Annotated in this window: 13 protein-coding genes; 1 reads left to right on the forward strand and 12 read right to left on the reverse strand. The window is 41.6% G+C overall.

The window, feature by feature from the left end:
• Window positions 1–14: 14 nt before the first annotated feature.
• From AK825_RS13990 to fmt, 4 genes are all read right to left on the reverse strand, one after another.
• Window positions 15–1,112 carry a LysM peptidoglycan-binding domain-containing protein gene (locus tag AK825_RS13990; protein ID WP_068038776.1) on the reverse strand — a complete coding sequence of 366 codons (1,098 nt, stop codon included), beginning with the start codon at window positions 1,110–1,112 and terminating at the stop codon, window positions 15–17.
• A 466-nt stretch (window positions 1,113–1,578) separates the two neighbouring features.
• Window positions 1,579–3,000: a threonine synthase gene (thrC, locus tag AK825_RS13995; protein WP_068038780.1), complete on the reverse strand. Its 1,422-nt coding sequence runs from the start codon at window positions 2,998–3,000 to the stop codon at window positions 1,579–1,581.
• 200 nt (window positions 3,001–3,200) lie between these two features.
• On the reverse strand, window positions 3,201–4,775 hold the full coding sequence (locus AK825_RS14000) for a transcription antitermination factor NusB (RefSeq protein WP_068038783.1): 1,575 nt from the start codon (window positions 4,773–4,775) through the stop codon (window positions 3,201–3,203).
• Window positions 4,776–4,860: 85 nt separating this feature from the next.
• Window positions 4,861–5,916, reverse strand: coding sequence for a methionyl-tRNA formyltransferase (gene fmt, locus AK825_RS14005; protein ID WP_068038785.1), 1,056 nt, complete (start codon window positions 5,914–5,916; stop codon window positions 4,861–4,863).
• 462 nt (window positions 5,917–6,378) lie between these two features.
• Here fmt and AK825_RS14010 point away from each other — a divergent pair, with 462 nt between their 5' ends.
• A complete protein-coding gene (locus AK825_RS14010) occupies window positions 6,379–9,240 on the forward strand; it encodes a response regulator (RefSeq protein WP_068038788.1) in 2,862 nt (953 codons plus the stop codon).
• 143 nt (window positions 9,241–9,383) lie between these two features.
• Here the strand turns inward: AK825_RS14010 and AK825_RS14015 are convergent, their stop codons facing one another.
• From AK825_RS14015 to rpmH, 8 genes are all read right to left on the reverse strand, one after another.
• Window positions 9,384–10,058, reverse strand: a complete 675-nt coding sequence (locus AK825_RS14015; protein ID WP_068038791.1) for a riboflavin synthase — start codon at window positions 10,056–10,058, stop codon at window positions 9,384–9,386.
• A 416-nt stretch (window positions 10,059–10,474) separates the two neighbouring features.
• Window positions 10,475–11,530 (reverse strand): bifunctional diaminohydroxyphosphoribosylaminopyrimidine deaminase/5-amino-6-(5-phosphoribosylamino)uracil reductase RibD, encoded by a 1,056-nt coding sequence (gene ribD, locus AK825_RS14020; protein WP_068038794.1) that lies wholly within the window; start codon window positions 11,528–11,530, stop codon window positions 10,475–10,477.
• Between the two features lie 187 nt (window positions 11,531–11,717).
• Window positions 11,718–12,176, reverse strand: a complete 459-nt coding sequence (gene nrdR / locus AK825_RS14025; RefSeq protein WP_068038797.1) for a transcriptional regulator NrdR — start codon at window positions 12,174–12,176, stop codon at window positions 11,718–11,720.
• A 113-nt stretch (window positions 12,177–12,289) separates the two neighbouring features.
• Window positions 12,290–13,726, reverse strand: a complete 1,437-nt coding sequence (gene mnmE, locus AK825_RS14030) for a tRNA uridine-5-carboxymethylaminomethyl(34) synthesis GTPase MnmE (RefSeq protein WP_068038800.1) — start codon at window positions 13,724–13,726, stop codon at window positions 12,290–12,292.
• A 211-nt stretch (window positions 13,727–13,937) separates the two neighbouring features.
• The gene (gene yidC / locus AK825_RS14035; RefSeq protein WP_068038802.1) at window positions 13,938–15,620 is read right to left on the reverse strand and encodes a membrane protein insertase YidC; all 1,683 of its coding nucleotides are present in this window, start codon (window positions 15,618–15,620) and stop codon (window positions 13,938–13,940) included.
• A gap of 242 nt (window positions 15,621–15,862) precedes the next feature.
• Window positions 15,863–16,240 carry a membrane protein insertion efficiency factor YidD gene (gene yidD / locus AK825_RS14040; protein ID WP_068038805.1) on the reverse strand — a complete coding sequence of 126 codons (378 nt, stop codon included), beginning with the start codon at window positions 16,238–16,240 and terminating at the stop codon, window positions 15,863–15,865.
• A 1-nt stretch (window position 16,241) separates the two neighbouring features.
• Window positions 16,242–16,613, reverse strand: coding sequence for a ribonuclease P protein component (gene rnpA, locus AK825_RS14045; protein ID WP_068038808.1), 372 nt, complete (start codon window positions 16,611–16,613; stop codon window positions 16,242–16,244).
• 186 nt (window positions 16,614–16,799) lie between these two features.
• The gene (gene rpmH / locus AK825_RS14050; RefSeq protein ID WP_007394757.1) at window positions 16,800–16,934 is read right to left on the reverse strand and encodes a 50S ribosomal protein L34; all 135 of its coding nucleotides are present in this window, start codon (window positions 16,932–16,934) and stop codon (window positions 16,800–16,802) included.
• Between the last annotated feature and the right edge of the window lie 573 nt (window positions 16,935–17,507).

A 17,507-nucleotide genomic window follows, 5' to 3' on the forward strand; every position in this document is an offset into this window, starting at 1 on the left:
TTGCTATAGAAGCTTTATAGATAAGGCGGTGGTAACAGTTGATCGCCAACATTCAGTGGTAGCTCTGAGCTTAAAACATAAGCGTAACTGATATCATCAAAAGTGTTGAATACCATCACCATACCAGACAGCTCGCTTGGCAAGCGTACAGGCGTGTCGTTATCTTTAGTATCACGTACTAAAGGCCCTTTTTGGTAGACAGACAGCACATCACCAGGTTTGGCGCCTTGCGTGCTACCTAAATTGATAGCTACCACACTACCCTTTGCCGCTGAGCTGATTGAATCCATAACCCGAACAATCAAACCACCACGATTTACAGTTGCAGGCTCAGGATAGAACACTGGTGGAATAGAATTATCCAGCTCTACAAACACGCGATCGCCTTCACGTACTTCTTTGCCATAAGAGTCGGTAAGTTGCAAACTACTTACGCCGTTCTCTTCAACGCTAGTTACCAAGCCAGTTGCTACTTGGGTGACTTCAAGACCAATAACTTTTTGGGTTCTGGGGTCGACATACAGCTCACCTTCACGATATACGCCATAACGTTGTCCAACGATAAGCGGAATTCCTTTGGTATAAATCTTATCGCCACTAGCAGTAATCAGGTTGCGCTTTTTGGACGCCAAGACATAAGGGGTAGTGTTGAAATCTTTTGGATTCACAATAATCGTTTTATCTAACCAGTGCTGGATCGCTGCACGTGGAATCGGTGGAATACTATTGGCTACTGAAGTAACCGCAACCGTGCTAACGACTACATTGCCTGTTATTTGCTTTTCGATACCAGCACAACCTTCGCCTGTATCGACCCCAATTAACGTCTTACCTTGAATGACGCATAAAATGAGTACGTCATTAGGATAAATAAGGTTAGGGTTTTTAATTTGCTTATTGGTGGCCCAAATCTCTTTCCAGCGCCATGGGCTGTCTAAATAACGCCCTGAGATATCCCATAAAGTATCGCCTTTTTTGACAATATAGCGGTTGGGCGCATCTGCTTTAATGGTTGGGGCTGGGTTATTAGCTTGAGCAGTATTCATCAACATTACACTACTGAAAGCTGTGATAAGCAGCGCTTTTGCTATAGAGTTTAGGCTCATTTTCATGGTTGTATCCACAAGTTTTAAGGTACCGCGTAAATAGGGTTTTTGTTGTTTTATTACTTATCCCTGCAAGATTGAATCCAACAAGTTACCTAGTTGGTAGATTAATCGCCAAGACAGTTAAAATTACAATTATATACACATTAGCATATAATTAGACATCTGTTTACATAAAGTTAACCTGCAGAATATTTTATTGATTCTTGAATAGATAAGAGGTATGTATGAGACCTATATCACTCATAATACCAATCAATGATTCATTTGAAAAAATCTGTTTTACCGATGCCGAAAGAGAATACGTGACTTTTTTTCCTACTATTTTCAACCAGTAATACTGGTTTTTGAGTGGTGCTATTCATGGTTTATTCATTATTATTAAGCAAGCATTAAAAAGCCCCGCTACCTAGATTATTTAGGTAATGAGGCTTTTGGTTAACTATTCAAAGTTTCACGTGAAACGGATTATTTAGGCTAGAGTTGGTTGTACATGCTGACGAATCTGCTCAGCGACCAACTCTGCTTTATTGTCTAAGATAACAACATGCTGCTCTAAATCTTCCAAACCTTCGGTGTGGGCTGGACGTGCGATATCTATTGGGCCAATAGCTTCAACGATAGTCTCTGCAAATTTGACTGGCAATGCAGTCTCTGCGCAAATAATAACTTCGCCCTCTTGCTGAAGCTCTTTGGCGACTTTGATACCATCAGCCGTATGTGGGTCGACCAATTCGCCATATTGTTCATATAAAGATTTGATTGTTTGTAAACGGTCGGCGTGGGTAGACTTGCCCGCAGCAAAGCCATAACGGCTATTAACGGCATCCAGTACATCTGACAAATCAAAACCTTGACCTGATTTTACACCCTCAAACAATTCATGAACACGCGCACTGTCTTTTTCTAGTAATAGATAAACAAAGCGCTCAAAGTTAGAAGCTTTGGAGATATCCATTGAAGGGCTAGAGGTCACGTAGGTTTTGTCAGTCGCACGTGGCTGGTAAGCACCTTGATTAAAGAAGTCATTGAGCACATCGTTCTCATTGGTCGCGACGATTAAACGCCCTATGGGTAGTCCCATCTCACGAGCAATGTGACCTGCGCAAACATTGCCAAAGTTCCCTGAAGGAATACTAAAGCTTACTTGTTCATCGTTGCTATTCGTCACTGCAAAGTAAGCTTTAAAGTAGTAAACAATCTGCGCTAAGATGCGACCCCAGTTAATGGAGTTGACCGTGCCTAAGTTATAAGCGGCTTTAAACTCTGCATCTTGTTGTAAGGCTTTGACGATGTCTTGGCAATCATCAAACATACCGTCGATAGCGATATTATGAATATTATCATCGGTTAAGCTATACATTTGCGCACGCTGGAATTCACTCATTTTTCCATGTGGTGACAGCATAAAGACTTCGATATTTTCTTTACCGCGCAGTGCATATTCTGCCGCACTACCTGTGTCACCGCTGGTCGCACCAATGATGGTAATGCGTGCATCTTTTTGCTTAAGTACATACTCAAAAGCATTGCCCAAAAACTGCATCGCCACATCTTTGAACGCTAGCGTTGGACCGTTGGACAATCCTAAAATATAGAGATTATCTTCAAGCTTACGTACTGGCGTAATCTCTGCACTGCCAAATACCTCAGTCGTATAAGTACGCTCTACAATATCTTTTAGATCAGCATAAGGAATATCTGTAGCAAAGCGCTGCATGATAGCTAGCGCCAACTCTGGATAGCTAAGCGTGCGCCATTCATCAAGCGTCGCATTATCGATATTTGGATAGTGCTCAGGCAACATCAAGCCACCGTCTGGCGCTAGCCCCATTAAGAGCACATCACTAAAATCCATCGGCGCTGTCTGACCACGGGTACTGATATATTTCATGGTTATTCCCTACTTAAAACGTCTAAAGTTAGTCTTTAGTACCTGAATTAGTACCTGAGTCTCAACATCGTATAAACTATCGTAGACTAGTGTTTTTAGCCTAGCATTTTGCTTGCGCAAAGGTTTATGCTTGGCTAGTAAGCACCAGCCTATATCAATGAATTTAGAAGGCTGAGAGTGAGGTTCTATAATATTGTATTTTATTGAGCCGTCTTTTGCAGCAAAGCATAATAAAAACCATCGCCACCCATATTATCAATCGGTAAGCACTGACGACCGATAGCTTGCGCGATGCCCCAGTTGCAATCCTCGGTAAACTCAATGGCAGTCGCATTGTTATAGTGAGTGAGGAACTCTTGCATTTGTTCGACGTTTTCTTGCTTTAAGATAGAGCAAGTCACATATAATAGATAGCCACCGACTTTAAGTTGTGGCCACAGATTATGCAAGATATCCGCTTGTAACAGTGCGGTTTGCTCGACGTCTTCTTCCGTACGCAAGATACTGATATCAGGATGACGACGAATCACCCCAGTAGCTGTACAAGGTGAGTCTAGTAATATAGCGTCAAATACGAGCTTGCTCTTTTTCTTACCAGCCCCTTGCCATGTCGTGGCGTCCGCACAAACAATATTGAGCGCGATGTTTTTTTCAGCTTGCTCTAAGTCTTGCTGTGTTAAATTTAGGCGCTGTAAGTTTTCATAAATACGCTCGATACGCGGTGCTTCATTATCGATAGCCGTTACCTTGATGTTATTAATCACAGGTGACGTTTCAGCATCTTCTTGTTTCACGTGAAACAACGACGACTCATCTAAGCTCAATAGTTCTAACCAATGAGCCAGTTTACCGCCGGGTGCAGCGCAAGCATCTAAAATGTGTAGCTGGTTATTATCAGCGTCTGAATCAATGTCTGTATTAGACTTATCAGCACTAACTTTATTCATTAAAGCGGTATGAATGAGTGGCGCAGCAAGTTGAGCATGCATATCTTGTACGCTGGCAGCACCTTCAGCGAAATGAGGCAAAGCGTTCACTGCAGTGCTTTGATGTAACCTAAGACCTTTGGTTGATAATGTTGTAGGCGTGGCTGTATCTGACGAACTCATTAAGTTAAAACCACTGGTTAGCTCAACCAAATCCGCTTCTATCTCTGCCCCATCCAATGCTTGCTGATAATCCTCTACTGAGCTAACCCCTGAGTTTACCCGTAAAAACATCGGCGCAGCTTGGCGTAAACCTTGAGTCAGCTCATCATACTGCTCGCTCCAGTCCTGCTTAAGCTGATAGGCAAGCCAATTCGGTAGACTATGCTTTTTGTCGCACTTCTTACGGAACTTGCTTGGGTTCTTAGCTACTTTACGTAAGATGGCATTGATAAGACCTGTCGCATGCGCAAACTCGATTTCTTTCGCCGCTTCGACCGTTTCATGAATGGCCGCATGGTCAGCGACTTCTAAGTATAGTAGTTGTACTAGGCCCACTTGAATGGTGGTGCGCACCTCAATCTCATCGATAGGATTATCTGCCAAGCTATCGAGCAATCGTGCAAGTGCATACCATTGACGTAGAGTGGTTAGCAATAGGGCGTGTGCAAAGCCTTTATCGCCATCATGCAAACTGTTTAACAATGGGTCAAGAACGCTTGAGAGCGACTGACCATTTTGAATAGCCAGTAAGGTGCGAATTACTCGTACGCGTACGCTGCCATTCATAATGAGATTGCTTGAACGTTTGAGCTTATTATTTCTTGGCGCAGTGCTGGTTTGTCTCATTAAATTTGATTTCCTTGACGCATGATCGATAGCGTCTTGTGCAAGTGGGATTGCTTATAATTAAAGTACATTAAGCTTAATTGAATTATTTCGAATCAGTCGTAAACTGGTCACCATCATCAAGCTGATTGCCATGACAGACTTGCTCAGCGGTAACGGGTTTGCTACCAGCAAACTGTAATTTGGTTATGGCGAGCGTGCTAGCAGGTTGTTCTTTATCGTCGGTTTGCTGATTGTTACCACAGGCTATTAAAATGGCTTTACGTCCAACACTAATAACTTTGCCTGCTGGCTCTGTCGTTTGCTGCGACGGATTAACTGCTAAGCTTTCTAATATCTTTACACGTGCACCATCTAAAAAAGTATAAGCGCCAGGCCACGGTGTTAAACCACGAATTTGACGCTCAATAACGGTAGCAGACTGCGTCCAATCAATCTCGCCCTCAGTTTTTACCAGCTTTTCAGCGTAATTGGCTTGATTGTCATCTTGGGCAATTGCTTTTGCTTGGTAGCTTGGCAAATCTTGTAGGACAGTGCTTATAGCAGTTGCCCCTAAGTCGGCTAACTTATCATGTAAGCTTGCCGCCGTATCATTATCAGCGATAGTACAGCTTACTTTATGGAGCATATCGCCGGTATCCAGCCCCTTATCCATCTGCATGATGGTAATGCCGGTCTCAGAATCTCCTGCTAATAGCGCGCGATGGATAGGTGCAGCACCGCGCCAACGTGGCAGTAGTGAGGCATGAATATTTAGACAACCATAGGTAGGTGTGGTCAACACACCAATGGGCAAAATAAGACCATATGCTGCAACGATCAGCACGTCAGGCTGATAGCTTGATAACGTTTGCCTTGCGACCATACCTTCTGCGCTGGATTTTTTGAAGGTAGCAGGCTGTTCAACAGGAATGTCATGAGTGAGCGCTACTTGCTTGACCGCAGACGCAGCCAGCTTTTGGCCACGTCCCGCTTTCCGATCAGGCTGCGTATATACCGCGACCACATCTATATTAAGCTGCTCTTGCTGAGCAATTAATGACTCAAGACTAGAAGCGGCAAATTCCGGCGTGCCTGCAAACACTATGCGCAAGCGATTGGGTCGTACAATACTTTCAGAAGCAGAGTTAATTGTGGTCATAACACCCATATTACATATTAGATTAGTAGTCGTGACATTATAGGTGAGTTTACAGTGTAGTGCTATGATTGTGGTTCAAGACCATAGCAGTCTATTTTGGGTTATATTTGCAATCTATATTACTGATGTATTCTATATCGACATAAGTTTATCAAAACTAACTATTAACCCATACTTATCACATTATGTTTAAATATTTGACTAAATAAACCTCTTTTTTCTGACCTAAAAGTTCGCTAAGCTGCTAAATTAGTACGATTGCCATAACCATGCTGGTAGTAAATTTGTTACTATAAGTAATCTATATTACTGCTTATCACAATAACCTAAAAAAATTTAACAATAAAATCCAAGAATTATAGGTGAAAACTAGCGGTTAAAACGTACCATCCAATTATTAGAGTAGATTATTTTAGCTTACCATCGCACTACCTTGTCGCGCAGGTATAGGATAATATCCCCATGCAACAGTTTCAGTCATTAAAACGTCTGCTTTTCTTTTACATCTTGACGCTGCTGATAATGCTGGTCTTATACTATGCCATGATGTTTTCGGTACTCAAAACCCAAAGCCAAGAACATAGCCAAGTTGTTTTTATGGCGCTAAAACATGAAACGACTGATCATGCCGTACCGACAGAGGCTGAGGTTGAAAAAATACTTACCAAACCTTTTTTTCAGGATATCAGTTATCAGTTAATTCTCATGATGCCTTCTGGGCAGACATACGTCTATCGTCACACTCAGCCTTTTGAGCAACAATTTTCTAATATCAGTTTTCCTACACTTACGACTACATCTAAGACTGCAACAAGCTCATATCAGATAAATAATGATACCCTGACAGGTAAAATTAAGGTTGAAAGTGGTCATCAGATATATGTAGTACTGCGCCATCAACCTCTTGATATAAACTGGATATCTTACCGGTTTTGGTTGCCTTTGATGACAGCAATTATGTTGTTTAGTCTAGCACTACTTTATATGCTCAAACGCCGGACTAATTGGGACCAGTTAGTACAGTATACAGAAAGCCTGACGATGTCATCTAAGGAAGCCTATTTACCGCCACCGTTTGTAAAGGAAACAACCACCTCCGAATTCTTGCGCTTAGGTCATTCTCTAAGCCGGGTCAGCTATCAGCTACACGATCATCATCGACGCATCAAAACGCTTAGCCAGCGTTTGGAACATTTGGTTAATCAAGCACCTTTGCCAATGCTTATGGTCATGCGCCAAGGTCACATAAGTTTTTTTAATCAGCGCTTTGAACAAGTTTTTACTACTGCTTTCCAGCGTGATTCTAATTATAGCTTAACGGATTTTTTGACTGGCAGTGATAAAGCGACCCAACAACTATTACAGAAACTATCTACTCTACGCGTTACTCGTAATCTGTTAGTTTATGGCTTAGAAGATAAACAAGCTTATCAGTTACATATCACTCCATGGTTTGGGGCACACGGACAAGTTCATGGCTTTACCGTATTACTCAATAACGTCGATAAGCTCGTTAAACAAGTAGATGACCTACAGCTTCAAAACCAGCAAGCGCAATTACAAATAAAAGAATTTGCTAAACTTAGATCTATTATTGGTCATGAGTTACGTACCCCGCTAAACGCAATTATTGGTACGTTAGAGTTGATAGAGGCGAATCGCTTAACGCCAGGTCAGCAAGAAGTGCTATCCATGTTGAGTCAGTCTAGTCAGTCAATGCTAGCGATGCTGAACGATATGCTCGACATGGCAAAAATAAAAGCAGGTAAGGCTGATATCGTCAATGAGCCTACTGATATTTTTAAACTTGGGCAACATATTAGTGATTTGATGGTCGGTAGCGCGCGCAGGCAAGGCATTAATTTATTGTACTTCTTTGCCCCTGACTGTCCGCGCTATGTCAGCACTGATGGCAACCGCCTACGCCAAATTCTGCTTAACTTACTAGATAATGCGATCAAATTCACCCCAGCAGGTTATGTGGCGTTAATTGTTGAGCCCATTACTTATGAGCAGATGTGTTTTATCACTAGTCTCAACAGTAAGCGCACCTTAACCAGTGCTGCACGTAACCAAAACTTAGCGCCTGATAACCGCCTACCCAATACGGTCGTTAATACTGGGGCTAACCATCAATGGATGCGCTTTAGCGTCAAAGACACAGGGATTGGCATTGCAGATTCTGAGCAGCACAGACTTTTTTCATACTTCAATCAAGCAAATAAGCAAATTAGCCAAAAATTTGGTGGTACAGGACTCGGTCTTGCTATCTCCAACAGCTTCGCGCAGTTATTAGGTGGCTTTATTCAACTAGATAGCGAGCTTGGCATAGGCAGTAACTTCTCTCTGTACTTACCTTGTCATACGCCAACTTATCAGCCGATATATCATTTCCACAGCAGCCTAACCCATATTCGCCTCATTGCTGTTGTTGAACAAGAGATTTGCGCAACATTTCTACAGCAGGTGTGCTCACATCTATCGTTGCCTGTCAGTATCTATACCAATTTAGACAGTGCTGCTGCGCAACAGTTATATGAGCAGCTAGAAAAGGAAGCACAAATACTAAAACCAGTATTGCTACTAGATTATGAATATTATGAGACTCACAGCCTTTTACCAGCTCATCTTTCAGTGGCTACTGAAATCTCAAAAACAGGTAGCCCAGCGAAACCCAATGACAATGAAAAAAGCAAGATTATTAATAATTTACTGAATAATACTTCCTTACCAAAACTCTTATTAAGCATGAAGCCCGAACGCAGCATTACTTCTTCGTTATTGGACAAATTTGACGGATTTTTGAATAAACCTTTAGATATTGCATTGTTACTATCTGAGCTAATACGTTTAGCACAGCCAGCAACCATTACTCAGAAAAATAAAGATACTATTGACGATGTTGAGAGTAAAAAGGAATTCACTGTGGAAGTTGATACTAAGGAAGCATCTACAGCTCCTTTGGTTTTAGTTGTCGATGATAACTCGACCAATCAAAAGATTACTTGTAAGCTATTGGACAAATTAGGCTATTCTTGTTTGGTTGCAGATAATGGCCGACAAGCCTTAGAGCAACTTGATGTTCAGAGACAAAAAATTGCCCTGATTCTTATGGATTGCCGTATGCCAGTTATGGATGGCTTGCAAGCTACCCAAATCATACGATCGCAAGGAGATAGTATTCCTATCGTCGCATTAACTGCCAATAATACAGAAGATGATCGTGAGGCCTGTCGCTTAGCAGGAATGGATGATTTTTTGGCCAAACCTATCAATAAAGATAAATTGCAGACGGTTTTGCAAAGCCTAATGACAACCGAATAAGCTATCTATCACTTATTATCGACTATCACTTCATTCTGCTTTCGTTATTTTCAATAGCTCTGATAACTGTCTTAGGGCGCGTCCTCAATCTGAATGAACGAACTCTTAATGAGGACACACCCTAGTATTTAACAAAATATTTGTTATTTCATAAAGCCATTATCCGCTAAAAAAGCTTCTGTAATCTGGCTTTGCGGACTTGGCGCATTCATGCCACTAGTTTGCGACTTGTTTATTAAACGTTCTAAGTAGCGCGCAACGATATCCACTTCGATATTAACTTTGCTGCCAACCAGCCAGTGCTTAGCGATATTGGTCACTTGCGCGGTATGAGGAATGATATTTAAAGAGACAATGTTGTCACGTACAAGGTTGGTCGTCAGGCTAATACCATCAACCGTGATAGAGCCTTTAGTCGCCGTATAGTGAGCCAATTCTTGTGGTATCTCAATTTCGATATAGATAGAGCGCGCATCTTGTTGTAGCTTACTGACCACCCCTACTCCGTCAACGTGACCGGCAACGATATGTCCCCCAAAACGAGTCGTTGGGAGCATCGCCTTTTCTAAGTTGACAATATAACCTGCTTTTAGCTCTTCAAGCGCTGTACGAGCAATCGTTTCACGTGAGACATCAACAGAATAATGATTACTACCAAACTCTACGACGGTCAAACAAATACCGTTTGAAGCAATAGAATCCCCTAACTTTACATCACCAAAATCTAAATCATCAGACTCTATCGTCAAACGTATGTCACCGCCCGTAGGCTGCATGGATTTAACCTTTCCAACACTTTCTATAATTCCGGTAAACATATAGACCTCATCTCATTATTATATTGCCGTTATCGACAACGTATTTTGATTTATTGATAGCATTTGTCTGAGCTAGATTTTTAGTGAAACATGATCTCATTTTAAGCTCACTAGGGGATAAGTTGTGGATAAGTAACCATAAATCAACCTAGGGCACATTAAAAACCTCTGTTTCCGTCAAGTTATCCACAGAAAACCAAACTTTGACCAAAATTAGGAATTTGTTGAACTATAAACCCAAGCCATTGATTAATATGCACTTTTATTTATTTTTAGATAAAAATTTCGATCTATTAGTTTCATGTGAAACAAAGTTATACACAGTTTCATGTGAAACCCGATGTAAAACCAGCTACTTATCCACACTTAGTACATGTTTAGCACAGATTGTGGATAAGCTGTTTATAAATAACAAGTTATAGAGGGTGCAAGGTCAGTTTAAGATCAGGAGTTAGTTGTTCATGGCTATGAATATCAAACCGTAGCTGCTGAGCTAAAGTTAAGGGACTGAAATCGACCATCGGTCGTGCTTGTGCTCCCAATAAGCAAGGCGCTTGATAGACAATTAACTCATCTACCAATTGTTGGCTTAAAAAGCTACCAGCGACGCTAGCGCCCGCTTCTACCAATACGTCATAGCATTGATGCTCACTGACTAAATTTTTAAGTAATGCCGTTAAGTTATCTTCACGCCAATAAAGCGTATCTGCTTGGCGGCATAACTGATAATCAGCTTGTGGATTGTGTTCTAAACGCTGACGCCTATCGAGTATCACTATCTTTGGTGCCGGAACATGGTCAGCTGGCATACCTAATTGAGTAGAGCGCACGTTAAGCTGTGGATTGTCAGCAATAACGGTCTCACTGCCTGTAATGATTGCGCCACTTTGCGCACGTAGCTTTTGTACATCCTCACGAGCCGCTGTCGAAGTAATCCATTTCGACTCCCCAGACGCCATCGCTGTACGACCGTCAAGGCTAGTGGCAATTTTGAGACGTACATAAGGCATTTGAGTACGCATCGCCTTTAAAAACCCACGGTTCAATGCCTCTGCTTGCTCTGTTAGTACACCAACCGTGACTGCAATGCCGGCCTGCTCTAAAAGTCTCACACCGCGTCCAGCAACTTGTGGATTGGGATCAAGACCGGCAATCACGACACGTTTTACACCAGCCTTAATAAGACCCAAAGCGCATGGTGGCGTACGCCCTGTATGACTACAAGGCTCTAAAGTCACATAAGCGGTTGCTCCTATTGCCTGCGCACCAGCATCTTTGAGCGCAAATACTTCCGCATGGGGCTCACCAGCTTTGGGATGGAATCCTTGACCAACTATCGTCTCTGCTTGAACGATGACACAGCCTACGGCTGGATTAGGCCTAGTGGTATATAAACCTTGCTTAGCTTGCTCAATAGCGAGCATCATAAAGTAGCGGTCTTGCGCATCTTGAGCGTGATTTGGAATCGACATAGAGGTAGACTTAATTTATAAGAGAAAATTGAAGCAAGTTATAGTAAATTCGCTATAAAAACGATACAGCGAGACTGGTATAAATTTTTTGCAGCCTCTGTCAGCGTAGACACAGCAAGCAAGAAAAATTTATACCAGTTGCGCATCACATTACAACGTATTGATTTTATTTGGTATCGACTATAGCTTATTTTTCATTTGGGCGGATATTGGCAATCTCTTGATGAAACGCATCGATATCTTGAAAATCACGATAGACACTGGCAAAGCGCACATAAGCAACATCATCTAATGTTTTAAGCTCACTCATAATAATCTCGCCCAAGACCTTACTACTAATCTCTCGCTCACCCATCTGTCTGACCCGCTTCTCAATACGGCTAATCATTGCCTCTTGCTCATCAATTGTGATGGGGCGCTTCTGTAAGGGTAATAAGATGGAGCGACGCAGTTTCTCATTATCATAGGGCTCAATCTTGCCACTTGATTTGATAATTCTTGGCATCACGACTTCTACCATCTCAAAGGTCGTGAACCGCTCTTGACAGCCACTACAGGAACGGCGACGGCGCACTTGCGCACCTTCCGCAGCAAGACGCGAGTCGATAACTTTGGTCTCTGACGCGTTACAATACGGGCAGTGCATAGCGTTTTCCTTATTTTAATATTAAGAGCAAGAGCCTTTATTCATCAAACCAAAACGTTAAAAATTTAACATTTTATATAGAGTAGTCAAAAATAAATACATCCATTTGCTAATCACTTACCAATACAAAAACTGCCAAATATTTTACCCAATAGGTCATCAGCACTAAATTCACCAGTGATCTCACCCAAACTGTGCTGAGCTTGACGTAAGCTTTCAGCAACGAGCTCACCTGCTTGAAAAACAGTTAGCTGTTCGTGCGCCTCTGCTAAATAATCAGCCGTCCGCCTGAGTGCATCTAAGTGACGTGTACGGGCAATGAGACTGTTTTCTGGTGGATGAAAGCCTACCTTAGCACACAACGCTTCGACCAGCGTATCAATACCAGCGCCTGTTTCACATGAAACATTGACTTGTTCATAGCCTCGGTCTTTTATTTCTATTTGCGCGATAGAGGTTGTATATTTACCGCTACTATCATTCAATAAGTCGCTTTTGTTAGCAATAATCAATAAGCGTTTGGCCTCTGGTAGCTCACCAAATAATTGCTCAGCAAGCTGTAGCGGTGTACTTTCTTCTTCAAGGTCACGGGTAACATCATAGACCATCAGCAGCATATCAGCCTGCGTAATAGCGGTACGCGCACGTTCAATTCCTATACGCTCTACGGTATCTTCTGTGTCACGTAGACCTGCCGTATCGGTAAGATGGAGCGTTAGACCATTAAGTACCACAGTCTCTTGCAGCGTGTCGCGAGTGGTACCTGCTACATCAGTAACGATAGCGCGCTCTTGTCCTGCTAGACGATTGAGCAAGCTCGATTTGCCTGCATTTGGTCTGCCTGCTAAAACCACATGGATACCGTCGCGTAATAGCTGACCTTGTTTTGCCGTTGCCAATACTTGCTGTATCTTGTCTTGTGTTTGCTCTAGCTTACCTTGTATGACACCGTCAGATAAGAAGTCTACGTCCTCTTCATCAGGGAAATCAATCGCAGCTTCAACATGCAAACGCAAGTGAATTAGTTGCTCTAACAGCTGATTGATCTTCTGTGAAAACTCACCGCTGAGTGAACGAATGGCACTACTAGCAGCGGCGGCACTGGTCGCATCAATGGCATCTGCAATAGCCTCTGCCTGCACTAAATCCAATTTATCGTTATCAAAAGCACGGTAAGAGAACTCCCCTGCACTGGCTTGTTTTGCGCCTAGCTCAAAGACCCGCGCTAGCAGTTGATTCTGCAAAATCATACCACCATGCCCTTGCAGCTCAATCACATCTTCACCTGTAAAAGAATGCGGACCCTTAAAATATAATACCAAACCTTCATCAATGACCGTGCCATCAGCCTGATAAAAACGGCAAAAATTGGCCATACGTGGCGTAAAAGCAGACTTACCAGTTAGCGCACAGGCGATATCATATGCACGCGCACCTGACAGACGTATAACGCCCACACCACCACGCCCAAGCGGTGTAGCGATAGCGGCAATCGTGGCCAGTCCAGATGAGTTAGACTTTCCAGATGAATCAGGTACGGCCAATGCCATCTCTAAGGAATCCACAATTACTCTCATTAACTAAAAACCCCATTATAGACGGCTGGAGACAGACTGACAAAGCAAACTTTAAATAGTGATATTCCGCTGTTGTTTTATTCTTTTTTATTCAGTGTCAATTGAATGCGATACAAGTTTATCACGTATAAAAAAACCACCGCTTGCGCGATGGTTCTTGTTGTTCACTAGTATTGATCAACTATCAGTCAAGGACTTTAACCGTACGTTGTTTTTGCTCTTCTTCTACTTTTTTATTCACAATATATTGATGCGTCATACTAAATAAGTTGTTCACCGTCCAGTACAACACTAGACCTGCTGGGAAGAACAGCATGAAAGCAGTAAAGATAATCGGTAAAAACTTCATGACTTTCGCTTGCATTGGATCAGCTGGCTGCGGGTTTAGCTGCTGCTGTACAAACATTGAAGCACCCATTAATAATGGTAATATGAACCACGGATCCATCGCTGATAGATCTTGAATCCACAAAATCCATGGCGCATGACGCAGCTCAACACTTTCGACCAATACCCAATACAACGCTAAAAAGATTGGCATCTGCATCAATATTGGCAAACAACCTGCCATTGGATTGACTTTTTCTTCTTTATAAATGCCCATCATTTCTTGCGACATTTTCATTCTATCGTCGCCATGCTCTTCTTTAAGCGCCGCCAATCTCGGTGCAATAGCTCGCATCTTTGCCATCGAATAGTAGCTCTTATTAGAGAACCACATTAAGGCAAATTTAACCAAGATAGTCAGAACAATAATTGACCAACCCCAGTTACCAATGATTTTGTGGATACCATCAAGTATGGCGAATAAGATTTTTGATATTGGCCATAATAGTCCATAATCAACGGTCTTGTTCAGACCTACAGCTACGTCTTTAAGCTCAGACTGTACTTTTGGTCCTGCATATAATGTTGCATTTAACGTTACTTGCTTGTCAGGCGCAACATTGACAGGCTGACTATTAAAGCCAATAAAATAATCACTACCAGTTTCACGACTAAAGAATTTACCTGTAAAGTTTTCAGGGGTCCATGCAGATACAAAATAATGCTGCACTATTCCAACCCAACCTTTGTCACTGGTAGTAGTCAACTCACCATCGCTAAACTTGCCAAACTTCAGCTTATTATAGGGATCGTCAGGTGTACCCCAAGCGCCGCCCAAATAGGTCGCCATACTCAGCGCACCTTTATCAGACATACCAGGATCTTTACTATCGTCGCGTTTTAACTGTGCAAACATTTGACCTTGCCAAGCATTCGCAGAAGCGTTTTGGATCTGATAACTAATATCAATAGGATATTTATCTTGGGTGAAGGTAAAAGTCTTGGTAATTGTCACGCCATCTTTTTTATAAGTTAGCGGTACTGACAACGTTTTTTGCCCTTCCTTCATCGCATAATTGCTAGCAGTATGGCTGTAATTAGCACGGCCTTCTGCTGTATCAATACCATCTTGACCAATTAGACCAGATTGAGCGACGTAAACACGATTGCTGTTATTCTCTAACAATACGAAAGGCTCATCGCTATCGAGCGTAGCATCATACTGCTTAAGAGCAGCATAGACGATGTCGCCGCCTTCTGGATTGATTTTGATGTCATAGCGATCAGTCGTTACCGTGATTAGACCTGAATTTTTAGCAGGTGTCGTAGTCACAGCACCAGTATCGACAGGTGATGTCTGCACTGGAATATCACCTGCTGCACCGGTAGTAGATGGAATGTCAGCACCTACTGACGTTGCAGCTTCTGGCGCAGTGTCTACAGCTGGTGCATCGGCATAATCATCTCGCCATGCCAAAATCAGCAGATAAGCGGTGATTAGCATCGCAATGATGATCATCACCCGAAATATCTTTTGCATAAACCTTTCCTAGATTAAAAAATTAGGGAATGAAAAATTAGGGCATGTGTCCTGACTTTACAGCACAGCTATATTCATCACTGACAACTGTATTGGTAGTCATTTACATAAAATGTGCATCATTTTACTAAAATTTCGTCTCGAATGATACCAAGAGTGTGGATAACTTGTGGGTAACTAAATAGAAGTGATGAAATAATATGCCAACAGCAAACATAATAAGGAGTCTATTGTGGCGCACCTTAAGAGATTGACTTCATCAAGTAGTTTAAACGTGAAACATAACTCTGGCTATCTTTGTACACCCCAAACCCTTGTGCCCTGACATTAACTAATGTAGTAGAGGGTAGATATTGATAACTATAAGACGCTAAAGGTAAGGGTACAAAATCAATACCATGCCCACCTAAAGGATGACAGCTTCCAATACGTTTTAACAGCAGCCAGCTCCCTGCCCGAACCCCATGCCATGCCAAAGCCTGTTTGCCATAGTTCGAACACGTTGGATAATAACGACAACGGGCAGGTAATATTGGACTTATTACCTTTTGATAAAAAATAATTAAGATATATAAAAACTTATAAATAAAATTTTTTTTATCTTTAAAAAAATAATTCATTTTATTTTTTTTCTATTTTTTTAAAGATATTATTTATTTGATTTTTTAATTCTTTATTATCTATACCTTTTATAGATTTTTTAACGATAAATACAATATCTTTATTTTCTAATATAAAAGACTTTGTTCGAAACTGCTCACGTATTTGACGTTTAATTAAATTCCTAGCAACAGCAGTAGGTACTTTGCGTTTAGTAATAGCCATGCCCACACGTGGTTGCTCATGAGTATTAGTGCGTACGAAAGCCATTAAATGACTCTGATGGAGCTTACGCTCAGGTGCATCAAATACCTCACGAAAGGCAGCAGGCGTCAGTAGACGTTGCTCTTTAGTGAAGCGGGCGGTAGGTGTAGCTGAGTTAGTATTGGGCATAGTACAACCTAAAATAGAAGCTAATGACAACATCAGATGTAATAGTAAAATGTAGAAACAAAAAAAGCGCCGATGTGGGCGCTTTTAATATATGGCTACGTGTCAGTTGTGATGATTGACTATCGCAATCTATAATTAATAAATACACAACAAGCACTATTAGCCATGCTTATCGCAATCTACTGATTATACAGTAAGGCGATGACGTCCTTTAGCGCGGCGACGAGCTAAGACCTGACGGCCTTTTTTAGTTGCCATACGAGCACGGAAACCGTGAGTACGTTTACGCTTGATCACGCTTGGTTGGAATGTACGTTTCATAACTCACCTATCAAAATAATGGACTAAATTCGTAATAACGGAGGATTATACCATTCCATTATATTTTGGTCAATAAACTAATTTACTGTGTTATTAACCCATCATTTTTATTCAAGTGATGACCAGTTTTTACTCACTTATTATTTGTTAAATTGAATGGTTAAATATCTATTTGATAGGTATCTTGTGCAAAAGTTATCCACAGAATTAGTCGAACTCTATAATAACTAATTAATTAATATATATAAGTATTGTTATTATTGGGGGCCATATTATCTGTGGATAAGTCGAATTTATTGTTTGTTATCAAAGTACTAAGCTATGGGTAAACCTGTGGATAACCTGTGGGTGAAATATGGATAACTTGGCTTATTGACTTATCCACAAAACTGTCCACAGTCTTATCCACAAAAAACAGGATGTTATCCACAGGCTATCTGTGTTAAATTAGCCCCCAGCTTGATGTGCGGTTTTGGCTTGTTCAACGCTATTACTTTTATGCAGTACGCATAAGTTATAGCGACTAAAGAGTTACAAGCAAAAGCGTTGATGCACACTTATTTATTTTAGGTT

Source organism: Psychrobacter sp. P11G5 (assembly GCF_001593305.1).
GTDB lineage: Bacteria > Pseudomonadota > Gammaproteobacteria > Pseudomonadales > Moraxellaceae > Psychrobacter.

Excerpts from the sequence above, each read along its gene's own strand:
- AK825_RS13990 (WP_068038776.1), bottom strand. The coding sequence starts at position 1,112 with ATGAAAATGAGCCTAAACTCTATAGCAAAAGCGCTGCTTATCACAGCT.
- thrC (WP_068038780.1), bottom strand. The coding sequence starts at position 3,000 with ATGAAATATATCAGTACCCGTGGTCAGACAGCGCCGATGGATTTTAGT.
- AK825_RS14000 (WP_068038783.1), bottom strand. The coding sequence starts at position 4,775 with ATGAGACAAACCAGCACTGCGCCAAGAAATAATAAGCTCAAACGTTCA.
- fmt (WP_068038785.1), bottom strand. The coding sequence starts at position 5,916 with ATGACCACAATTAACTCTGCTTCTGAAAGTATTGTACGACCCAATCGC.
- AK825_RS14010 (WP_068038788.1), top strand. The coding sequence starts at position 6,379 with ATGCAACAGTTTCAGTCATTAAAACGTCTGCTTTTCTTTTACATCTTG.
- AK825_RS14015 (WP_068038791.1), bottom strand. The coding sequence starts at position 10,058 with ATGTTTACCGGAATTATAGAAAGTGTTGGAAAGGTTAAATCCATGCAG.
- ribD (WP_068038794.1), bottom strand. The coding sequence starts at position 11,530 with ATGTCGATTCCAAATCACGCTCAAGATGCGCAAGACCGCTACTTTATG.
- nrdR (WP_068038797.1), bottom strand. The coding sequence starts at position 12,176 with ATGCACTGCCCGTATTGTAACGCGTCAGAGACCAAAGTTATCGACTCG.
- mnmE (WP_068038800.1), bottom strand. The coding sequence starts at position 13,726 with ATGGCATTGGCCGTACCTGATTCATCTGGAAAGTCTAACTCATCTGGA.
- yidC (WP_068038802.1), bottom strand. The coding sequence starts at position 15,620 with ATGCAAAAGATATTTCGGGTGATGATCATCATTGCGATGCTAATCACC.
- yidD (WP_068038805.1), bottom strand. The coding sequence starts at position 16,240 with ATGAATTATTTTTTTAAAGATAAAAAAAATTTTATTTATAAGTTTTTA.
- rnpA (WP_068038808.1), bottom strand. The coding sequence starts at position 16,613 with ATGCCCAATACTAACTCAGCTACACCTACCGCCCGCTTCACTAAAGAG.
- rpmH (WP_007394757.1), bottom strand. The coding sequence starts at position 16,934 with ATGAAACGTACATTCCAACCAAGCGTGATCAAGCGTAAACGTACTCAC.